At 65.8% G+C, this 16,822-nt stretch carries 17 protein-coding genes and 1 pseudogene; 9 read left to right on the top strand and 9 right to left on the bottom strand.

Going from position 1 to position 16,822, the window contains the following annotated elements:
- Nucleotides 1-25: 25 nt before the first annotated feature.
- Both A5782_RS13615 and A5782_RS13620 read right to left on the bottom strand, forming a co-directional pair.
- Nucleotides 26-793: a fructosamine kinase family protein gene (locus A5782_RS13615; protein ID WP_067100533.1), complete on the bottom strand. Its 768-nt coding sequence runs from the start codon at nucleotides 791-793 to the stop codon at nucleotides 26-28.
- 30 nt (nucleotides 794-823) lie between these two features.
- A complete protein-coding gene (locus A5782_RS13620; protein WP_067100537.1) occupies nucleotides 824-2,485 on the bottom strand; it encodes an acyl-CoA synthetase in 1,662 nt (553 codons plus the stop codon).
- Between the two features lie 70 nt (nucleotides 2,486-2,555).
- On the opposite strand from A5782_RS13620, the gene A5782_RS13625 reads away from it, so the two are divergent.
- Both A5782_RS13625 and A5782_RS27285 read left to right on the top strand, forming a co-directional pair.
- Entirely contained in the window at nucleotides 2,556-3,392 is an 837-nt protein-coding gene (locus A5782_RS13625) for a crotonase/enoyl-CoA hydratase family protein (protein WP_082942921.1), read from the top strand.
- A 169-nt stretch (nucleotides 3,393-3,561) separates the two neighbouring features.
- Nucleotides 3,562-3,762: pseudogene (locus A5782_RS27285) on the top strand (hypothetical protein); the annotation flags it as partial.
- Nucleotides 3,763-3,844: 82 nt separating this feature from the next.
- Here the strand turns inward: A5782_RS27285 and A5782_RS13635 are convergent.
- Nucleotides 3,845-5,068, bottom strand: a complete 1,224-nt coding sequence (locus A5782_RS13635) for a cytochrome P450 (protein ID WP_067100543.1) — start codon at nucleotides 5,066-5,068, stop codon at nucleotides 3,845-3,847.
- A gap of 42 nt (nucleotides 5,069-5,110) precedes the next feature.
- On the opposite strand from A5782_RS13635, the gene A5782_RS13640 reads away from it, so the two are divergent.
- Nucleotides 5,111-5,833: an acetoacetate decarboxylase family protein gene (locus A5782_RS13640; RefSeq protein ID WP_067100546.1), complete on the top strand. Its 723-nt coding sequence runs from the start codon at nucleotides 5,111-5,113 to the stop codon at nucleotides 5,831-5,833.
- Between the two features lie 146 nt (nucleotides 5,834-5,979).
- Here A5782_RS13640 and A5782_RS13645 read toward each other — a convergent pair whose 3' ends face one another.
- Entirely contained in the window at nucleotides 5,980-7,011 is a 1,032-nt protein-coding gene (locus tag A5782_RS13645) for an LLM class F420-dependent oxidoreductase (protein WP_067100549.1), read from the bottom strand.
- A gap of 65 nt (nucleotides 7,012-7,076) precedes the next feature.
- Here A5782_RS13645 and A5782_RS13650 point away from each other — a divergent pair, with 65 nt between their 5' ends.
- The 4 genes from A5782_RS13650 to A5782_RS13665 are packed head-to-tail and all read left to right on the top strand — an operon-like array spanning nucleotide 7,077 to nucleotide 10,761.
- Complete coding sequence (locus tag A5782_RS13650; RefSeq protein WP_197694220.1) at nucleotides 7,077-8,078, top strand: Zn-ribbon domain-containing OB-fold protein; 1,002 nt, start codon at nucleotides 7,077-7,079, stop codon at nucleotides 8,076-8,078.
- A gap of 15 nt (nucleotides 8,079-8,093) precedes the next feature.
- Nucleotides 8,094-9,158 (top strand): thiolase domain-containing protein, encoded by a 1,065-nt coding sequence (locus tag A5782_RS13655; RefSeq protein ID WP_067100555.1) that lies wholly within the window; start codon nucleotides 8,094-8,096, stop codon nucleotides 9,156-9,158.
- On the top strand, nucleotides 9,158-10,357 hold the full coding sequence (locus A5782_RS13660) for a thiolase domain-containing protein (protein WP_067100558.1): 1,200 nt from the start codon (nucleotides 9,158-9,160) through the stop codon (nucleotides 10,355-10,357). Before A5782_RS13655 ends, A5782_RS13660 begins: the two co-directional genes overlap by 1 nt.
- The gene (locus tag A5782_RS13665; protein WP_067100561.1) at nucleotides 10,354-10,761 is read left to right on the top strand and encodes a nuclear transport factor 2 family protein; all 408 of its coding nucleotides are present in this window, start codon (nucleotides 10,354-10,356) and stop codon (nucleotides 10,759-10,761) included. Before A5782_RS13660 ends, A5782_RS13665 begins: the two co-directional genes overlap by 4 nt.
- Here the strand turns inward: A5782_RS13665 and A5782_RS13670 are convergent.
- The gene (locus A5782_RS13670; protein ID WP_067100564.1) at nucleotides 10,758-11,282 is read right to left on the bottom strand and encodes a gamma carbonic anhydrase family protein; all 525 of its coding nucleotides are present in this window, start codon (nucleotides 11,280-11,282) and stop codon (nucleotides 10,758-10,760) included. The two genes, A5782_RS13665 and A5782_RS13670, sit on opposite strands and share 4 nt — an antisense overlap.
- A gap of 127 nt (nucleotides 11,283-11,409) precedes the next feature.
- Between A5782_RS13670 and A5782_RS13675 the strand changes: the two genes are divergently transcribed.
- Both A5782_RS13675 and A5782_RS13680 read left to right on the top strand, forming a co-directional pair.
- A complete protein-coding gene (locus A5782_RS13675) occupies nucleotides 11,410-12,588 on the top strand; it encodes a Rieske 2Fe-2S domain-containing protein (RefSeq protein WP_067100568.1) in 1,179 nt (392 codons plus the stop codon).
- 5 nt (nucleotides 12,589-12,593) lie between these two features.
- The gene (locus A5782_RS13680) at nucleotides 12,594-13,061 is read left to right on the top strand and encodes a hypothetical protein (RefSeq protein ID WP_067100572.1); all 468 of its coding nucleotides are present in this window, start codon (nucleotides 12,594-12,596) and stop codon (nucleotides 13,059-13,061) included.
- Between the two features lie 242 nt (nucleotides 13,062-13,303).
- Here A5782_RS13680 and A5782_RS13685 read toward each other — a convergent pair whose 3' ends face one another.
- From A5782_RS13685 to A5782_RS13700, 4 genes are all read right to left on the bottom strand, one after another.
- A complete protein-coding gene (locus A5782_RS13685; RefSeq protein WP_067100575.1) occupies nucleotides 13,304-14,449 on the bottom strand; it encodes a sulfotransferase in 1,146 nt (381 codons plus the stop codon).
- A gap of 51 nt (nucleotides 14,450-14,500) precedes the next feature.
- Entirely contained in the window at nucleotides 14,501-15,283 is a 783-nt protein-coding gene (locus tag A5782_RS13690) for an SDR family oxidoreductase (protein ID WP_067100578.1), read from the bottom strand.
- 2 nt (nucleotides 15,284-15,285) lie between these two features.
- Nucleotides 15,286-16,413: a hypothetical protein gene (locus tag A5782_RS13695; protein WP_067100582.1), complete on the bottom strand. Its 1,128-nt coding sequence runs from the start codon at nucleotides 16,411-16,413 to the stop codon at nucleotides 15,286-15,288.
- An 87-nt stretch (nucleotides 16,414-16,500) separates the two neighbouring features.
- The gene (locus A5782_RS13700) at nucleotides 16,501-16,812 is read right to left on the bottom strand and encodes a hypothetical protein (RefSeq protein ID WP_067100719.1); all 312 of its coding nucleotides are present in this window, start codon (nucleotides 16,810-16,812) and stop codon (nucleotides 16,501-16,503) included.
- Between the last annotated feature and the right edge of the window lie 10 nt (nucleotides 16,813-16,822).

Consider the following 16,822-nt stretch of genomic DNA (forward strand, 5'->3'; position numbering starts at 1 on the left):
GACCGAGGCCGGCGGCGCTCCGAGCTCAGATGCCCAGGGCGGCGCGCGCGCAGGCGTGCGTCTGCTGCGCGTACCCGCCGCCGAACAGCACGACATGGACCAGCAGCGGAAAGAGCTGGTGCAGGCCGATGCGGTTGCGCCAGCCGGGCCGTAGCGGACGCACCTGTTGGTAGCCGTCGATGACGGCGTCGTACTGCGGGCAGCCGAACAGCGCGAGCATCGCCAGGTCGGTCTCGCGGTGACCGGCGTGCGCGGCCGGGTCGATGAGCACCACGCCGTCGGGCGTCCACATCACGTTCCCGCTCCACAAATCGCCGTGCAGTCGGGCCGGCCGGTCGTCGTCGTCGAAATCGCCCGCACGGCAACGCGCCGCAACGGAATCGATGGCCTCGCGGGTGGCGGGATCGAGCTTCCGGGCCGCGAGTTCGGCCATCGGGGCCAGCCGTTCCTCGGCGTAGAACTCACCCCAGTGCCGGTGCCGGCGCAGCGACAGCGGCAAGGGCTGCGAAAGCGGTCCGAAAAAACCCGGCCCGTCCCAGCCCTGGGGTGCGGCGCCGAACGCCGGGGCGCCGGCGTCGTGCGTGACGGCCAGTCGGTTGCCGAACGTGCGCGCCGCCTCCGGGGTGGGGCTCACCGAGTCCAGGCGCCGCAGCGTCAGGCTCGCGTCATCAACGGAGACGACCTGCGCACACGGCACGCCGCCCTCGACGGCGGAAAGCCATTGCAGCCCTGCGGCTTCCCACGCGAAGAACCCGGCGGGCGCGCCCGAACGGTGCTTGACGAAGTCGGTCACACGGGGGGCGGGCCTAGCGCTGAAAACGCATCACGCGGGCGCGTGGGCGGCGTGTACGTCGTCGGCCGGGCGGGCCTCGGTCTGCTCCTTGGCCCAGCGGTAGTCGGGCTTGCCCGCGGGCGACCGCTTGACCTCGTCGACCAGCCACAGGCTGCGCGGCACTTTGTATCCCGCGATCTCGGAGCGCACGAAGCTGTCCAGCTCCGAGAGCGCGGGCCGCGTTCCCGGCCGCGGCGCTACGACGGCGGCGACGTGCTGGCCGTACCGGGGGTCGGGCACACCGACCACCAGGGCGTCGAAGACGTCGGGGTGCCCCTTGAGCGCGGCCTCGACCTCCTCGGGGTAGATCTTCTCGCCGCCGCTGTTGATCGACACCGAGCCACGGCCCAGCATCGTGACGGTGCCGTCCTCCTCGACCGTCGCGAAGTCGCCGGGGATCGCGTAGCGCACGCCGTTGATGGTCTTGAACGTCTCGGCGGTCTTCTTCTCGTCCTTGTAGTAGCCGACGGGAATGTTGCCCTTCTTGGCGATGAAGCCGCGCACACCGGAGCCGGGCTTGACCTCGTTGCCGTCCTCGTCGAGCACGACGGTGCGGTGGTCGATCGTCACGCGCGGGCCACCGGCGTGCGGTGCGTCCTTGGCGACGATGCTGGTGCCTCCGAATCCGGTCTCCGAAGATCCGATCGAGTCGGTGATGATCCGATTGGGCAGCAGCTCGAGGAGTTTCTCCTTGATGCTGGGTGAGAACAGCGCCGCGGTGGAGGCGAGCAGGACCAGTGACGACAGGTCGTACTCGTTGCCCTTGTCCTGGTGGGCCAGCAACGCGTCCAGCAGCGGCCGCGCCATGGCGTCGCCGGTGAAGAACAGCAGGTTCACCTTGTGGTCGTGAATCGTGCGCCAGACTTCGTCGGCGTTGAATTCCGGTGCCAGCACGGTGGTTTGGCCCGAGAAGATCGACATCCAGGTGGCCGACTGGGTGGCGCCGTGGATCATCGGCGGAATCGGGTGGCGGACCATCGGCGGACTGGCCGCGGCGGCCTTGGCCAGGTCGTACTCGTCCTTGACGAATTCGCCTGTGGCGAAGTCGGTTCCGCCGAGCAGCACCCGATAGATGTCCTCGTGGCGCCACATCACGCCCTTCGGGAAGCCGGTGGTGCCGCCGGTGTAGAGCAGGTAGATGTCGTCGGCGCTGCGCGGGCCGAAGTCGCGCTCGGGTGAGCTGTGTGCGATCGCCGAGTAGAACTCGACGCCGCCGTAGCGGCCGAAGTCGTCGTCCGGAACATCCGAGCCGTCCTCGACGACCAGGATGGTCTTGACGTTGGGCGTCTCGGGCAGCACGTTGGCGACGCGGCCGGAGTACTGGCGCTCGTGCACCAGCGCGACCATGTCGGAGTTGTCGAACAGGTAGCGCAGCTCGCCCTCGACGTAGCGGTAGTTGACGTTGACCAGGATGGCGCCCGCCTTGATGATGCCGAGCATCGCGATGACGATCTCGATGCGATTGCGGCAGTACAGCCCGACCTTGTCGTCCTTTTTCACCCCCTGCTCGAGCAGGTAGTGAGCCAGGCGGTTGGCCTTCTCCTCTAGCTGGGCATAGGTCAACTTCTCGTCGCCGCAGATCAGGGCGACACGCTCGGGCACAGCGTCAATGGCGTGCTCTGCAAGATCAGCAATATTCAAGGCCACGGCCACCAAATTAGAACGTGTTACATTTCGAGGCAAGCTCGTGCCCATTGTCGAGGGAAAGGCGGTAGCCGTGACCGTGGAGAATGCCGGGACTCCAGCAAACACCGAAAACGGGGAAACCGGGCGCGCTGAAGCCGACGCGCTGGTGGAACAGCGCGGTCACACCCTCATCGTGACCATGAACCGGCCGCATCGCCGCAACGCCTTGAGCACGGAAATGATGGAAATCATGGTCCAGGCCTGGGACCGTGTCGACAACGACGACGACATCCGCTGCTGCATCCTCACCGGGGCTGGTGGCTACTTCTGCGCGGGCATGGACCTCAAGGCAGCAACCCAGAAGCCGCCGGGTGAGTCGTTCAAGGACGGCAGCTACGACCCGTCGCGAATCGACGCCCTGCTCAAGGGCCGCAGGCTCAAGAAGCCGCTCATCGCCGCCGTGGAAGGCCCGGCCATCGCCGGGGGCACCGAGATCCTGCAGGGCACCGACATCCGGGTTGCCGGCGAGAGTGCCAAATTCGGCATCTCGGAGGCCAAGTGGAGCCTGTACCCGATGGGCGGATCCGCCGTGCGACTGGTGCGCCAGATCCCCTACACCGTGGCCTGTGATCTGCTGCTGACCGGTCGGCACATCACCGCCGCCGAAGCCAAGGAGATGGGTCTGATCGGCCACGTCGTTCCCGACGGCCAGGCGCTGACCAAAGCGCTCGAAATCGCCGAGGTCATCGAGAACAACGGCCCGCTCGCCGTGCAGGCGATCCTCAAGACGATCCGCGAGACCGAGGGCATGCACGAGGAAGAGGCGTTCAAGCCCGACACCGCGAATGGCATCCCGGTGTTCCTCTCGGAGGACTCCAAGGAAGGCCCCCGCGCGTTCGCCGAGAAGCGCAAGCCCAACTTCAAAAACCGCTAGATCGGTCGTCGGGCCGCGCCGGCTCGCAGGACCGCCTCCCTCTTCGCCGAGGGACCCCGGCCGCCTCCCGTCTTCGCCCGAGCGTGATCTCAGGGCGGCTTTTCGGTCGATTTGTCACCCTGACGTCACGCTCGGCGTCACTGTCAGTCCTTAGCGCCACACTGCTTGCGTGCGCGAACCCTTCATCGGTAGCGAGGCACTCGCGGCCGGCACGGTGACCCGGCACCGACTGCGGAGCCGATTCGTCGCGTTGCACCCCGACGTCTACGTGGCTCCCGGCACGGAGCTCGGCTGGATCGTCGTTCGAGTAACCGCGGAGGACGTTCCCGGCGGGATCCTGCGTCGGGTCGCGGCGGCATGGTCACGCCGAGGGTGAACTCAGGGCGAGAAATACGCCGAAATCTCGCCGTGAGTGCACGCTCGGCGCAAGGACCGCAGCCGCACAGCCCGAATCAGCTCAGCAGCGGCGCGCTCGGGGTGAACACCACCGGCATCGCTTCCAGGCCGCTGACGAAGTTCGCCGGCCGCAGCGGCAGGGTCGAATCGTCATCGGCCAGCCTGAGATCGGGTAGCCGCTTGAGCACCCGCTCGGTCATCATCGACAGCTCCAGGCGGGCCAGCTGGTTCCCCAGGCAGAAGTGCGTGCCGAACCCGAAAGCCATGTGGCTGTTGGGGTTTCGCCGAATATCGAATTTGTCCGGCTCTTCGAACATCGACTCGTCGAAGTTGCCCGACTCGAACAGCAGCATGATCTTCTCGCCCTCGCGCAGTGCGGTGCCGTGAAACTCGGTGTCGGCGGTCAGGGTTCTGCACATGTTCTTCACCGGCGAGGTCCAGCGCAGCATCTCCTCGATGGCACCGGGAAGCAGCGAGGGATCGCGCACCAGAGCCTCCCACTGGTCGCGGTGGCGCACCAGCTGCTCGGTGCCACCGCTGAGCGTGTGGCGGGTGGTTTCGTCGCCGCCGATGAGGATGAGCAGCGTCTCCATGACGATCTCGTCGTCGGACATCCGTTGCCCCTCGACCTCGGCGTTCACCAGGATGGAGAACAGGTCCTCGGTGGGCTCGCCGCGCCGCTTGGCGATGATGTCCATGGTGAAAGCGGTGTAGGCGGCGAAAGCCTCCATCACCGTTTGGAATTCGGCCGACGTGGGGTCGATGTGTGAGCTCAGCCCGCACACCAGGTCGTCGGACCACTTCAACAGCATGCCGCGTTCGGAGGGCAGCACACCCAGCATGTCGCCGATCACCGCCATCGGCAGCGGGGCGGCGATGTCGCGGACGAAGTCACACTCGCCGCGCTCACACACCGCGTCGATCAGGGTGTCGCACAGCTTGGCGATGGACGGCTCCTTCTCCTTCACCCGCTTGCGGGTGAAGCCGGCGTTGACCAACTTGCGCCGCAACAGATGCGCGGGATCGTCCATGTCGATCATGTAGGGCATGCCGGGCTGTTCGGGGCGGATGCCGCCCGTGCTGGAGAACAGTTCCGGATTGCGCTCGGCGTCGAGGATGGCTTGATAGGTGGTGGCGCCGGCCAGGCCATTACGATCCCGGAACACCGGCTGGTTGGCGCGCATCCAGCGATATGCCTCGCGCGAGGTGTGACGGTCGGCGTAGAAATTGCCGTCTGCCAGGTCGATGTTCGAGATTGCTTCCGGGATGGTCGAAGTCATCTACAGCCTCCAAATGTTGACGAGCGGATTACAGTAACCGGCATGCCTGAGTCACAACACGTAGTTGCGGGAACAGTCCTCACCATGCCGGTGCGGATACGAAAAGCGGACGTGCACACCGCGATGTTTTCGGTGGATGCGCAAGCGGCGCAACGCCTTATCGACTACAGCGGCCTGAAAGTCTGTCAGCAGCGCCCGGGCCGGGCGGTGGTGAACCTGATGCTGGCCCGCTATATCGACGGCGATTTGGGGCAGTACCACGAATTCGGCACCGCCGTCATGGTCAACCCGCCCGGCTCGACGGCACGCGGCTGGCGGGCACTCGGTGACGCGGCCGCGTTCATCCACCACCTGCCCGTCGACCAGAGCTTCACCCTGGAAGCGGGGCGCTCGATCTGGGGATTCCCGAAGATCATGGCGGACTTCACCGTCCGCGAGCACGGCCGGTTCGGATTCGACGTCAGCGCCGACGGCGCGCACATCGCGGGCATCGACTTCGCCCGGGGGTTGCCGGTGCCCTCGATCTTCACGTCGCGCCCGCAGGTCCTCAAGACCTATACCTTTGCCGACGGCACCACCCGGGAAGTGCCCTGGGAGATGCGGGTGCGCGGGCTGCGCGGTCAGCTCGGCGGGGCGACGTTGCGACTGGGCAACCACGCCTACGCCAAGGAGCTGGCGTCGCTGGGCCTGCCAAAGCGGGCGATGGTCTCTGGATCCGTCGGCCACGTCGAGATGACTTTCGGCGACGCCCACCCGCTCGGCTGACCGGCCCGGCCGGTGTCGATTGCCCGGCTCCTCATCGCGCGTCGCGCTCTGCATCGTCGTCGGGCGTGCCATCCGGACAATCTAGAACGCGTTCTAAGCCGCTGGCAAGGAAATTAGAACGTGTTCTAGTTTGTCGTGCCTGACTGTCAGATCAGGCTCGCCAGCTCGCGGACCTGCTCTGTACTGCGGCCGGACACCACCATCATGGTGACGCCGGCGGCCTCCCAGGCCTTGATCTGCTTACGCACGTAGTCGATGTCGCCGACGATCGCGGCGTCGTCGATCACCTCGTCGGGGATGATCTCCGCGGCCTTGTCCTTCTGGTTGCTGCGGAACAGTTTTGTCACGTCGTCGACCACCTCGGCGTAGCCCATCCGGCGGTAGACATCGGCGTGGAAGTTGGTGTCCTCCGCACCCATCCCGCCCATGTAGAGCGCGATGTAGGGCTTCATGGCCGCGAACGCGGCGCTGCGGTCCTCGGTGATGACGATGTTGGCCGTCGCGCAGATCTCGAAGTCCTCGCGGCGCCGGCGTGCGCCCGGGCGGGCGAACCCCTCGTCCAGCCACTCGTTGTAGGTGTCGGCCATGCGCGGCGTGTAGAAGATCGGCAGCCAACCGTCGCAGATCTCGGCGGCCAGCGCGACGTTCTTCGGCCCCTCGGCGCCCAGCATGATCGGGATGTCGGCCCGCAGCGGATGGGTAATGGGCTTGAGCGGCTTGCCCAGTCCCGTTGCGCGCTCACCGGAGAACGGCAGCGGGTAGTGCGGCCCGGCGCTGGTCACCGGCGCCTGCCGCGCCCACACCTGCCGGATGATGTCGATGTATTCGCGGGTGCGGGCCAGCGGCTTGGGGAATGATTGGCCGTACCAGCCCTCGACCACCTGCGGGCCGGAGACGCCCAGGCCGAGGATGTGCCGCCCGCCGGACAGGTGGTCGAGCGTCAAAGCCGCCATCGCGCAGGCTGTCGGGGTGCGGGCGGACAGCTGAACCACCGAGGTGCCCAGCCGCACCCGCGACGTCGACGAACCCAACCACGCCAGCGGCGTATAGGCGTCGGATCCCCACGCCTCGGCGGTGAAGACGGCGTCGTAGCCGGCCTCCTCGGCCGTGGCGACGAGCTCGCCGTGGTTCTGCGGCGGCTGAGCGCCCCAATATCCCAGCTGCAATCCCAGCTTCATCGTCTGGCCCTTCCGTCGCCCACCCGATGTTGAATCCGTTCTTAGAACCTGTTCTACTCGATGGCGTGACAGCCAGCTCGAGTAGCCCGCCCCTGATGGATCACCCTGAGCCACCGCTCGCCGCGCCACTGACGTTGTCCTTCGACTACACCCGTTCAGTCGGCCCCACGCTCGGCAAGTTCTTCACCGCGCTGCGCGACCGCCACATCCTGGGTGTGCGCGGATCGGATGGTCGGGTGCATGTGCCGCCGGCGGAGTATGACCCGGTCACCTATGAGCCGCTGGGCGAGATGGTACCGGTGTCCAGCGTCGGCACCGTTGTCTCGTGGGCCTGGCAGCCCGACCCCCTGGAGGGTCAGCCGCTGGACCGGCCGTTCGCCTGGGCACTGATCAAGCTCGACGGCGCCGACACCCCGTTGATCCATGCCGTTGATGTTGGAGCCGCGGGCCCTTCCGCCATCAGGACCGGTAGCCGGGTGCATGTGCACTGGGTCGACGAGCCGGTGGGCGCCATCACCGACATCGCGTATTTCGCGCTCGGCGAGGAAGCCGAAGCCGTGACCGAGCAGTCGGACGGCAGCAAAGACCCGGTGACCATGATCGTCACGCCGGTCTCGCTGACCATCCAGCACACCGCCTCGCACGAGGAGAGCGCATACCTGCGCGCCATCTCGCAGGGGAAGCTGCTGGGCGCGCGCACCGGCGAGAACGGAAAGGTCTACTTCCCGCCGCACGGCGCGGACCCGGCCACCGGCCAGCCGACGACCGAGTTCGTGGAGTTGCCGGACAAAGGCACGGTCACGACGTTCGCGATCATCAACATCCCGTTCCAGGGTCAGCGCATCAAGCCGCCCTATGTGGCTGCCTACGTGCTGCTCGACGGAGCCGACATCCCGTTCCTGCATCTGGTCGCCGACATCGACGCCCACGAAGTACGGATGGGTATGCGCGTCGAGGCGGTGTGGAAACCCCGTGAGGAGTGGGGATTTGGCATCGACAACATCGAGTACTTCCGGCCGACGGGGGAACCCGACGCCGAGTACGACACCTACAAGCACCACCTGTAAAGGGCTTACCTGCACATGAGCGCTCGCAACGTTGCGGTAGTCGGCTTTGCCCACGCCCCACACGTCCGCCGCACCGACGGCACCACCAACGGTGTCGAGATGTTAATACCGTGCTTCGCCCAGCTGTATGAGGAGCTGGGCATCGGCAGGACCGACATCGGCTTCTGGTGTTCCGGATCATCCGATTACCTTGCCGGACGGGCATTTTCGTTCATCTCGGCGATCGATTCGATTGGTGCCGTTCCGCCGATCAACGAGTCACACGTCGAAATGGACGCCGCCTGGGCGCTTTACGAGGCCTACATCAAAATCCTGACCGGCGAGGTCGACACCGCACTGGTGTACGGCTTCGGCAAGTCCTCGGCCGGGATCCTGCGTCAAATCCTGACGCGACAGACCGACCCCTATACGGTCGCCCCCTTGTGGCCCGATTCGATCTCGATGGCCGGGCTGCAGGCGCGCATCGGGCTCGACGCCGGCAAGTGGACCGAGGAGCAGATGGCGCGGGTGGCCTTCGATTCCTTCGCTAATGCGCGCCGGGTGGACAATGTCGAGGGGTCGATCACCGTGGCCGAATTGCTCGAGCGGCCGTTCTTCGCCGACCCGCTGCGGCGTCACGACATTGCACCGATCACCGACGGTGCCGCGGCCATCGTGCTCGCGGCCGGCGACCGGGCGCGCGAGCTGCGCGAAAACCCCGCCTGGATCACCGGAATCGAGCACCGTATCGAAACACCGTCGCTGGGTGCGCGTGACCTCACCGAGTCCCCGTCGACCATGGCCGCGGCCCTCGTGGCCACGGGCGGCCGGAACAACAACCTGGACGTGGCCGAGATCTGCGCGCCCTTCACCCACCAGCACCTGATCATCGAGGAAGCCCTCCGGATACCGGGACCGACCAAGGTCAATCCGTCCGGCGGCGCACTGGCGGCCAATCCCATGTTCGTCGCCGGTCTCGAACGCATCGGCTTTGCAGCACAACACATCTGGAACGGCTCGGCTGAGCGCGTGCTTGCGCACGCCACCAGCGGGCCGGCGCTACAACAGAACCTGGTCGCGGTGATGGAAGGAAAGAACTGATGGCCGGTGCAGGGCCAAACGTTGCTGCGGTACTAGGTACCGGACAAACGAAGTACGTCGCCAAACGCCAAGACGTTTCGATGAACGGCATGGTGCGCGAGGCGATCGATCGGGCGCTGGCCGACTCCGGCAGCACCTTCGACGACATCGACGCCGTCGTGGTCGGCAAGGCGCCAGACTTTTTCGAGGGCGTGATGATGCCCGAGCTGTTCATGGCCGACGCCATGGGCGCCACGGGCAAGCCACTGATCCGGGTGCACACCGCCGGATCGGTCGGCGGGTCCACCGGGGTGGTGGCCGCCAGCCTGGTGCAGTCCGGCAAATACCGTCGCGTGCTGGCGATGGCCTGGGAAAAGCAATCGGAATCAAACGCGATGTGGGCGTTGTCAATTCCGATCCCCTTCATCAAACCGGTCGGTGCCGGCGCGGGTGGGTACTTCGCCCCGCACGTGCGTTCGTACATCCGTCGATCCGGCGCGCCGACGAACATCGGGGCCATCGTCGCGGTCAAGGACCGGCTCAACGGCAGCAAGAACCCCCTGGCGCACCTCCACCAACCCGACATCACCGTGGAAAAGGTGATGGCGTCGCCGATGCTGTGGGACCCGATCCGCTACGACGAGACGTGCCCGTCGTCCGACGGTGCGGCCGCCGTCGTGATCGGTAACGAGGAGGCCGCCGAAGCCCGCTTGGCGCAAGGACATCCGGTGGCATGGATCCATGCCACCGCATTGCGCACCGAGCCGCTGCAGTTCTCCGGACGCGACCAGGTCAGCCCGCAGGCCGGCCGCGACGCGGCCGCTGCACTGTGGAAGGCGGCCGGCATCGAGAGCCCCATCGACGAGATCGATGCCGCCGAAATCTACGTGCCGTTCTCCTGGTTCGAACCGATGTGGTTGGAAAACCTGGGTTTTGCCGCCGAGGGTGAAGGCTGGAAACTCACCGAAGCCGGCGAGACCAAGATCGGCGGCCGCCTGCCGGTGAACCCGTCGGGCGGCGTGTTGTCGTCGAACCCGATCGGCGCCTCGGGCCTGATTCGCTTCGCCGAGGCGGCGATCCAGGTAATGGGCAAGGGTGGCGACCACCAGGTGCCGAACGCGCGAAAGGCCTTGGGACACGCGTACGGCGGTGGCTCCCAGTACTACTCGATGTGGGTGGTGGGCGCCGAAAAGCCCGCGGCCCAGAAGGTAGATGCGTGAGCGAGCATCCCGCGCACGAGGCCGGCCGCCGCTCCCGCGAGGCGGTGGCGGCCCGGGACAAGGATGCGTGGCTGGCGGTGTTCGCCGACGACGCCGTCGTCGAAGACCCGATCGGGCCCTCGGTATTCGACCCCGAAGGCCTCGGGCACCGTGGACGCAACGCGATCTCGGCCTTTTGGGACAAGGCGATCGCCCCCACCACGAAGATCGAGTTCTTCTTCCGCGACACGTATCAGTGCGGAAACGAGGAAGCCAACGTCGGGCACATCCTCATCACGACGGGCGAGTACCAGACGACCGCCGAAGGCGTGTTCACCTACAAGGTCAACGACGAGGGCAAGATGGTGGCCCTGCGCGCCTACTGGGAGATGGAGCGCGCGGCGGCCAACACGCGCAAGGTCTAGATCGGATCCAGCCCGGCCAGGTGCCGCTGAGCAAGATCGCGGTAGGCCTGCGGGTTCACCTTGACCCACATCTCGGCGCCGGTCCCGGCGACCGGGCCCTTGATCTGCGCCGGCGCGCCGACGGCCAGCATCCCGGGCGGAATCTGGGTGCCGGCCGTCACCAGTGAATGCGCGGCGACCAGGCTGCGCGCGCCGATCACCGCACCGTCCAGCACGGTGGCGTGGTTCGCGATCAACGCCTCAGGCCCGACGTGGACCCCGTGAATGACGCACAGGTGCGCCACCGTCGCGCCGGGGCCGATATCGACCGGGATACCGGGTGGCGCGTGCAAAACCGACCCGTCTTGGACATTGGCGCCCTCGCGCACCACGATGGGCCCGTAGTCGCCGCGCAACACGGCGTTGAACCAGACCGAGGCCCCCGCCTCCACCACAACGTCGCCGATCAGAGTGGCTGTCGGCGCGACGAAAGCGGTGGGATCGACCCGTGGCGCGCGGCCCTCGAACGCAAACAGCGGCATCGTTTAGATATACCTTGAGACCGCATACGTCGCGGGATATCCCAGGCAGACTCGCCGTCGTTGCGCGCCCCCGGCAAAAAACTGTAACGTGTTCTAGTTAGAGGCCCAGTGAGTTGGAGGTGACCAGGTGAGTACCGACACCAAGGCGGTCGGCATCCGGGAGATCGATCCCGGCGCATTGCCGACCAGGTACGCCCGCGGCTGGCACTGCCTGGGCGTCGCAAAGGACTTCCGGGACGGTAAGCCGCATTCGATTGAGGCTTTCGGCAGCAAGCTGGTGGTCTTCGCCGACTCGCAGGGCGACCTGAAGGTGCTCGACGGCTACTGCCGCCACATGGGTGGCGACCTGTCCGAGGGCACCATCAAAGGCGACGAGGTGGCCTGCCCGTTCCACGACTGGCGCTGGGGCGGGGATGGCCGGTGCAAGTTGGTGCCCTACGCCAAGCGCACGCCCAAGACGGCGCGCACCCGGTCGTGGGCGACCGACGTGCGTGGCGGCCTGCTGTTCGTGTGGCACGACCACGAGAACAATCCCCCGGATCCCGCCGTCCAGATTCCCGATATTCCGGAATCCCACAGCGACGAGTGGACCGAGTGGCGGTGGAACAGCCTCCTCATCGAGGGGTCCAACTGCCGCGACATCATCGACAACGTCACCGACATGGCGCACTTCTTCTACATCCATTTCGGGTTGCCGACGTACTTCAAGAACGTCTTCGAAGGTCACATCGCGTCGCAGTACCTGCACAACGTGGGCCGACCCGACGTCAATGATCTCGGCACCTCTTACGGTGAGGCACACCTGGATTCCGAGGCGTCCTACTTCGGGCCGTCGTTCATGATCAACTGGCTGCACAACAGCTACGGCGGCTACAAGGCCGAGTCGATCCTGATCAACTGCCACTACCCGGTGACCCAGAACTCGTTCGTGCTGCAGTGGGGCGTCATCGTCGAAAAGCCCAAGGGCATGGACGAAAAGATGACCGACAAGCTGTCCAAGGTGTTCACCGAGGGTGTCAGCAAGGGCTTCCTGCAGGACGTCGAGATCTGGAAACACAAGACCCGCATCGACAATCCGCTGCTGGTCGAAGAGGACGGCGCTGTCTACCAGCTGCGCCGCTGGTATCAGCAGTTCTACGTCGACGTCGCCGACATCGAGCCGGAAATGGTGGAGCGCTTCGAGATCGAAGTGGACACCACCCGCGCCAACGAGTACTGGAATGCCGAGGTCGAGGAAAACCTCAAGGCCAAGGACTCCGAGGCGGACGAGGCGGTCACCGACGACGTGCCGGCCAAGCAACACTAGGAATCATGGGCGACGATCAGCCGGCAGTACCGGACGTCGATCAGCTTGCGCGGTCGATGTTGTTGCTGCACGGCGATCATCACGACCACGACGAGCAGCAGCCGGCCGGTTCCGGGCGCAAGGGCGGAGCTCGGTCTCGTTTAACGTCGAAATCAAGAGATTTCGCCGATGATCCGCAGCGCGCCGCGGCGGTTGCCGATGCCAGTCGCGCCGACCGCGAACGCTACCTCAACTCGGGTCTGCTGCCGGTGGACTGCCGGTTCTGCCACGTACGGGTCACCGTTCGCAGGCTCGGGCCTGGCCATACCGCGGTGCAATGGAACACCGAAGCGTGGCAGCGCTGCGCGCACTTCACCGAGGTGCGCGAATCGGGGGGCGATACCGCACGCATCCGGTCGTGCCCCAAACTCGCTGACAGCATTGAGCATGCGGTCGCCGAGGGCTACCTCGACGACGATTCGGACGAAGACTGAGCGCCGGCGCAACGGCAACGTGGGTCCGCGCCCAGGGCGGGCTCGGTGCGCGCCCGGTTCGGCTCGGCTTAGCCCGGCCCGGCTAAGTCCGCCCGGCCCGGCTTGGCCCGCCGGGGAGCACTGTGGTGTTTGCCCACCTTTGAGCGACAACCGTGGCGCGCCGGGGAGGGTCGTGACTTTGTCGCTCAAAGGCGGGCAAAAGGTGTGCCCACCGACACGGAAACCCCTGTGGCGCTTGTGACTTACAGACCCGCGAATCGCTCCTTGACCGCCTCGGTGCTCAGACCATAGTCGGCCAGCGAGTAGGTGTGCTTCGGTGCCCGCTCGCCGGACTGGCTGTCGGCATGGGACTTTTCCATCGCAGCCCTAGCCTCGTCGGTGAGCGTCATACCGAAGTGCCGGTAGATGTCGGCCACAATGCCCATCGGGTCGGCGATCAATTCCTTGTAGTCGACGTCGTAGAACTGGGCCGGGCTGTATCTGGCCCGCGCGGTGTTGAACCGCTGCAGCCCTCGCGACCAGGTTTCCATTGCGTCAGCGCCGATTTGGGCCCCGGTGAACGACGTCGACCATCCCTCTGCGGTGTGCTGCGCCAGCGAGCACATCGAGGCCATGATCGTTTCGACCGGACGATGAGTCTGGATCACCAACGCGTCGGGATAGGTCGCCATCAACGCGTCCAATGCGAACAGGTGGCTGGGATTCTTCAGCACCCACCGTTTGTCGGCATCGTTGAGCCCGATCAGCTGCAGATTGCGGCGGTGCCGCTGATATGACGGAGTCCAGTCCTGCTCCGAGAGCCACTGCGCGTAGCTCGGCAGGTGCGCCAACGTTTCGTAGGACACCGAATGCAGCGACTGCCGCAGCAGCTGCCAGCACTCCTCCAGCTCGTAGGCGGCCATGAAATGCAACCCGGTGTAGCCGGGGTTTTCCTGGTGGTGCTGGGTGAATTGCGCATCGAGCTGTCGATACAGCGGGTGCGACTCCCAGGTCTCGCGCGGCGGACGCGGCTGGGGAAACTCGGCCAGCCACATGTGCAGACCCTGATGCGTGGGATCGGCGCCCAAAAGGCGGTGCAGCGCCGTGGTTCCGGTGCGCACCAGACCGGTGACGAAGATGGGCCGTTCGATGACGACGTCGGCGTACTGCGGGTACTGCTTCCAGGCGGCCTCGGACAGCAATCGCGCAACCAGCGCACCGCGCAGGAAGAAGCGATTCATCTTGCTGCCCAACACCGTAAGCCCGGCTTCGGTCCGGTAGGAGTCCAGCAGCACTTGCAGCGCTTCGCGATAGTTGTCGTCGTCGGCGCCGAAGTCGTCGAGCCCGGTCAGCTTGGTGGCCGATGCGTGCAGCTCCTCAACGGTTCCGATATCGGTGCGATCACTCATTGTCGCGCCGCCTCCTCCTCATCGCTGCGCTCTGCATCGTTAGCGACGTCATTAGACGTGATACTCCCCGCAGTTGACGTCCAGGGTCTGCCCGGTGATGCCGCTGGACAGATCGCTGGCCAGGAACAGGATGGCCGACGCCACTTCTTCCTCGGTGGGCAAGCGCTTGAGGTCGGAGTTCGCCGCAGTGGCCGCGTAGATCTCCTCGACCGTGGTGCCGTACTTGCCCGCCTGATGCTCGAAATAGGCCTGTAATGTGTCGCCCCAGATGTAGCCCGGTGCAACGGAATTGACCCTGATGCCCTTGTCGCCCAACTCGGTGGCCAGCGATTGCGACATGGCGAGCAGCGCGGACTTGGCCATCTTGTAGGCGCCGTATTTAGCTTGCGAGTGACGCAGCACCATGGAGTTGACGTTGACGATCGATCCGTGCGACGTCTCCAGCGCGGGCGTGAAGGCCTGGACGAGTCGCAGCGCGCCCAGCGCGCTGAGCTCGATCGCGTCACGGATGTGCTGAAAGCTGGTGCCGGCCAACGGCTTCATCGACGGCACCCGAAACGCGTTGTTGATCAGCACATCGACCTTGCCGTAGGTGGCCATGGTGGTCTCGACCAGGTAGGCGACCTCGTCGTCGTCAGTGATGTCGGTGCGCACCGCCAAGGCCCTGCGGCCGGAGTCATTGATCCGCTTGGCGACCTCGTCCAGCCGCTCGACGGTACGTGCCGCCAGCACCAGGTCGGCACCGCTGTCGGCACATCGTTGCGCCAGCGTGGTACCGAGGCCCGGACCGACGCCACTGATGATCACTACCTTGTCGTTGAGCATCCCTGACATCGTCACCCCAGCATCCTTGCCGCAATTTGTTGTTGGCGCAGGGCGATTCGCGCGCGCCAATCGTCGTCGGAAATCTTGTTGTGCTCGAAGTACGGCAACGTGGCGCCGATGGCGTCGATGTCGACCAGCTCGACGTTAGGACCGTCGGCTTCGGTAAGTTCACGCGACACTCGTTGCCAGCGGAACTGCAGGATGCCCTTGCGATGCCCGAGGGTTTCCGCCCAGTTGGTCACGCCCGGGTTCTGGTCGGCGACGACGATGCGCACCTTGCCGTCCGGATCCGCTTGCGCCTGAGTGTTGTTCAGCGAAGTCTGGTGGTTGATGTAGTCCAGCGAGATGTACCACAGGCTGCCCAGCTGGAAGCCGAGGTAGGGCGCATCCGTGACCGGGATGGTGATCACCAGCGCCTGGTCGGGCCGCAACTCGTAATGCCCCACCGACGAGTACTGGGTCGCCAGTCCGCCGGGCGTCAGACGGGGAGCGACCATCGTGTTGACCGGGATGGGGAAGTAGAACCACTGCGGGAACTGCAGCCACGTCTTTACCCGGTTTACAAGCTGCTTTCCGGCTGTGGCATAACGCTTTTCGATGGTTTCGCGAGTCAGCGGCGGCGGCGCGGTGCCCGCGGTGTCCAGCCGGGAGATGGCCAGCGTGCCGCGCTGCGCCGCCCAGTCCCCGTACACCTCGCGGATGACCAGTTGCCCCGGGCTGGTCGGCCGCACCCGCCACTCGAAGCTGCCGTCGGGCCCGATCTGCAGCTCCCGGTCGTCGAACGCAGCTTGGCTGGCGGGCACGTTGTCGTCGGTGTACTCACCGCCGAGCAGCTGAAAACTCAGGTCGGTGGTGGTGCCGCGCCGGCCGGTGACGACGTAGTCGTGATTGGCGTGCACTCGCGTGCCGAAGTAGAGCGTGTCCGGGTTGTCCAGGCCCATCTTGGTGAACGGACCGGTGCCCGACTGCAGGAAAGGATGGTCGCGGTCGTAGTCGAACGACAGGTGCATGCAGCCGGCGATGCAGCCGGCCAGGTACTGCAGCCCTTCCAGCAGGTCGGCTTCGGTCTCGATGTGAGGCGCCGCGGCCACCAGCTTTTCGGATTCGGCGATGGCTTCGGTGAGGGAGTCAGAGAACACGCCTAGACGCTAGAACGTGTTCTACTTTTTCGTCAATGGCGAACATTCCCCCGCGTGGCCACAGCGTTCAGAGACGACGCCGACTCACTAGGGTGGGCACGAGTGGGAAAGGTCGATCAGGTGCTGGCGGACGTCCGGATGCCGGTTCAGGTAGTCCATGACGTTGCCGTTGCCGCCATCGGCCGAAGCCTTGGCCTGCAGTTGCTGGTGCAGGTCGGGATGCTTCTGCAGGTACGAGTCGATGGATGAACCCACGTCCTGATTGCATTGCGGATCCGCGCTGGCTATGCCCGCGACGGGTAGCGCGATCACCGTTGCGGCGGTCGCGGCCATTAACCCCCCGGCGAGCAGGCCGTACAGCCCACGGCGACGGGCGCCGACTGTGTTGGATGTGCTCATACGCGCCAGA

The sequence above is a fragment of the Mycobacterium sp. 852002-40037_SCH5390672 genome, from assembly GCF_001665875.1.
In the GTDB taxonomy this organism is placed as follows: domain Bacteria; phylum Actinomycetota; class Actinomycetes; order Mycobacteriales; family Mycobacteriaceae; genus Mycobacterium.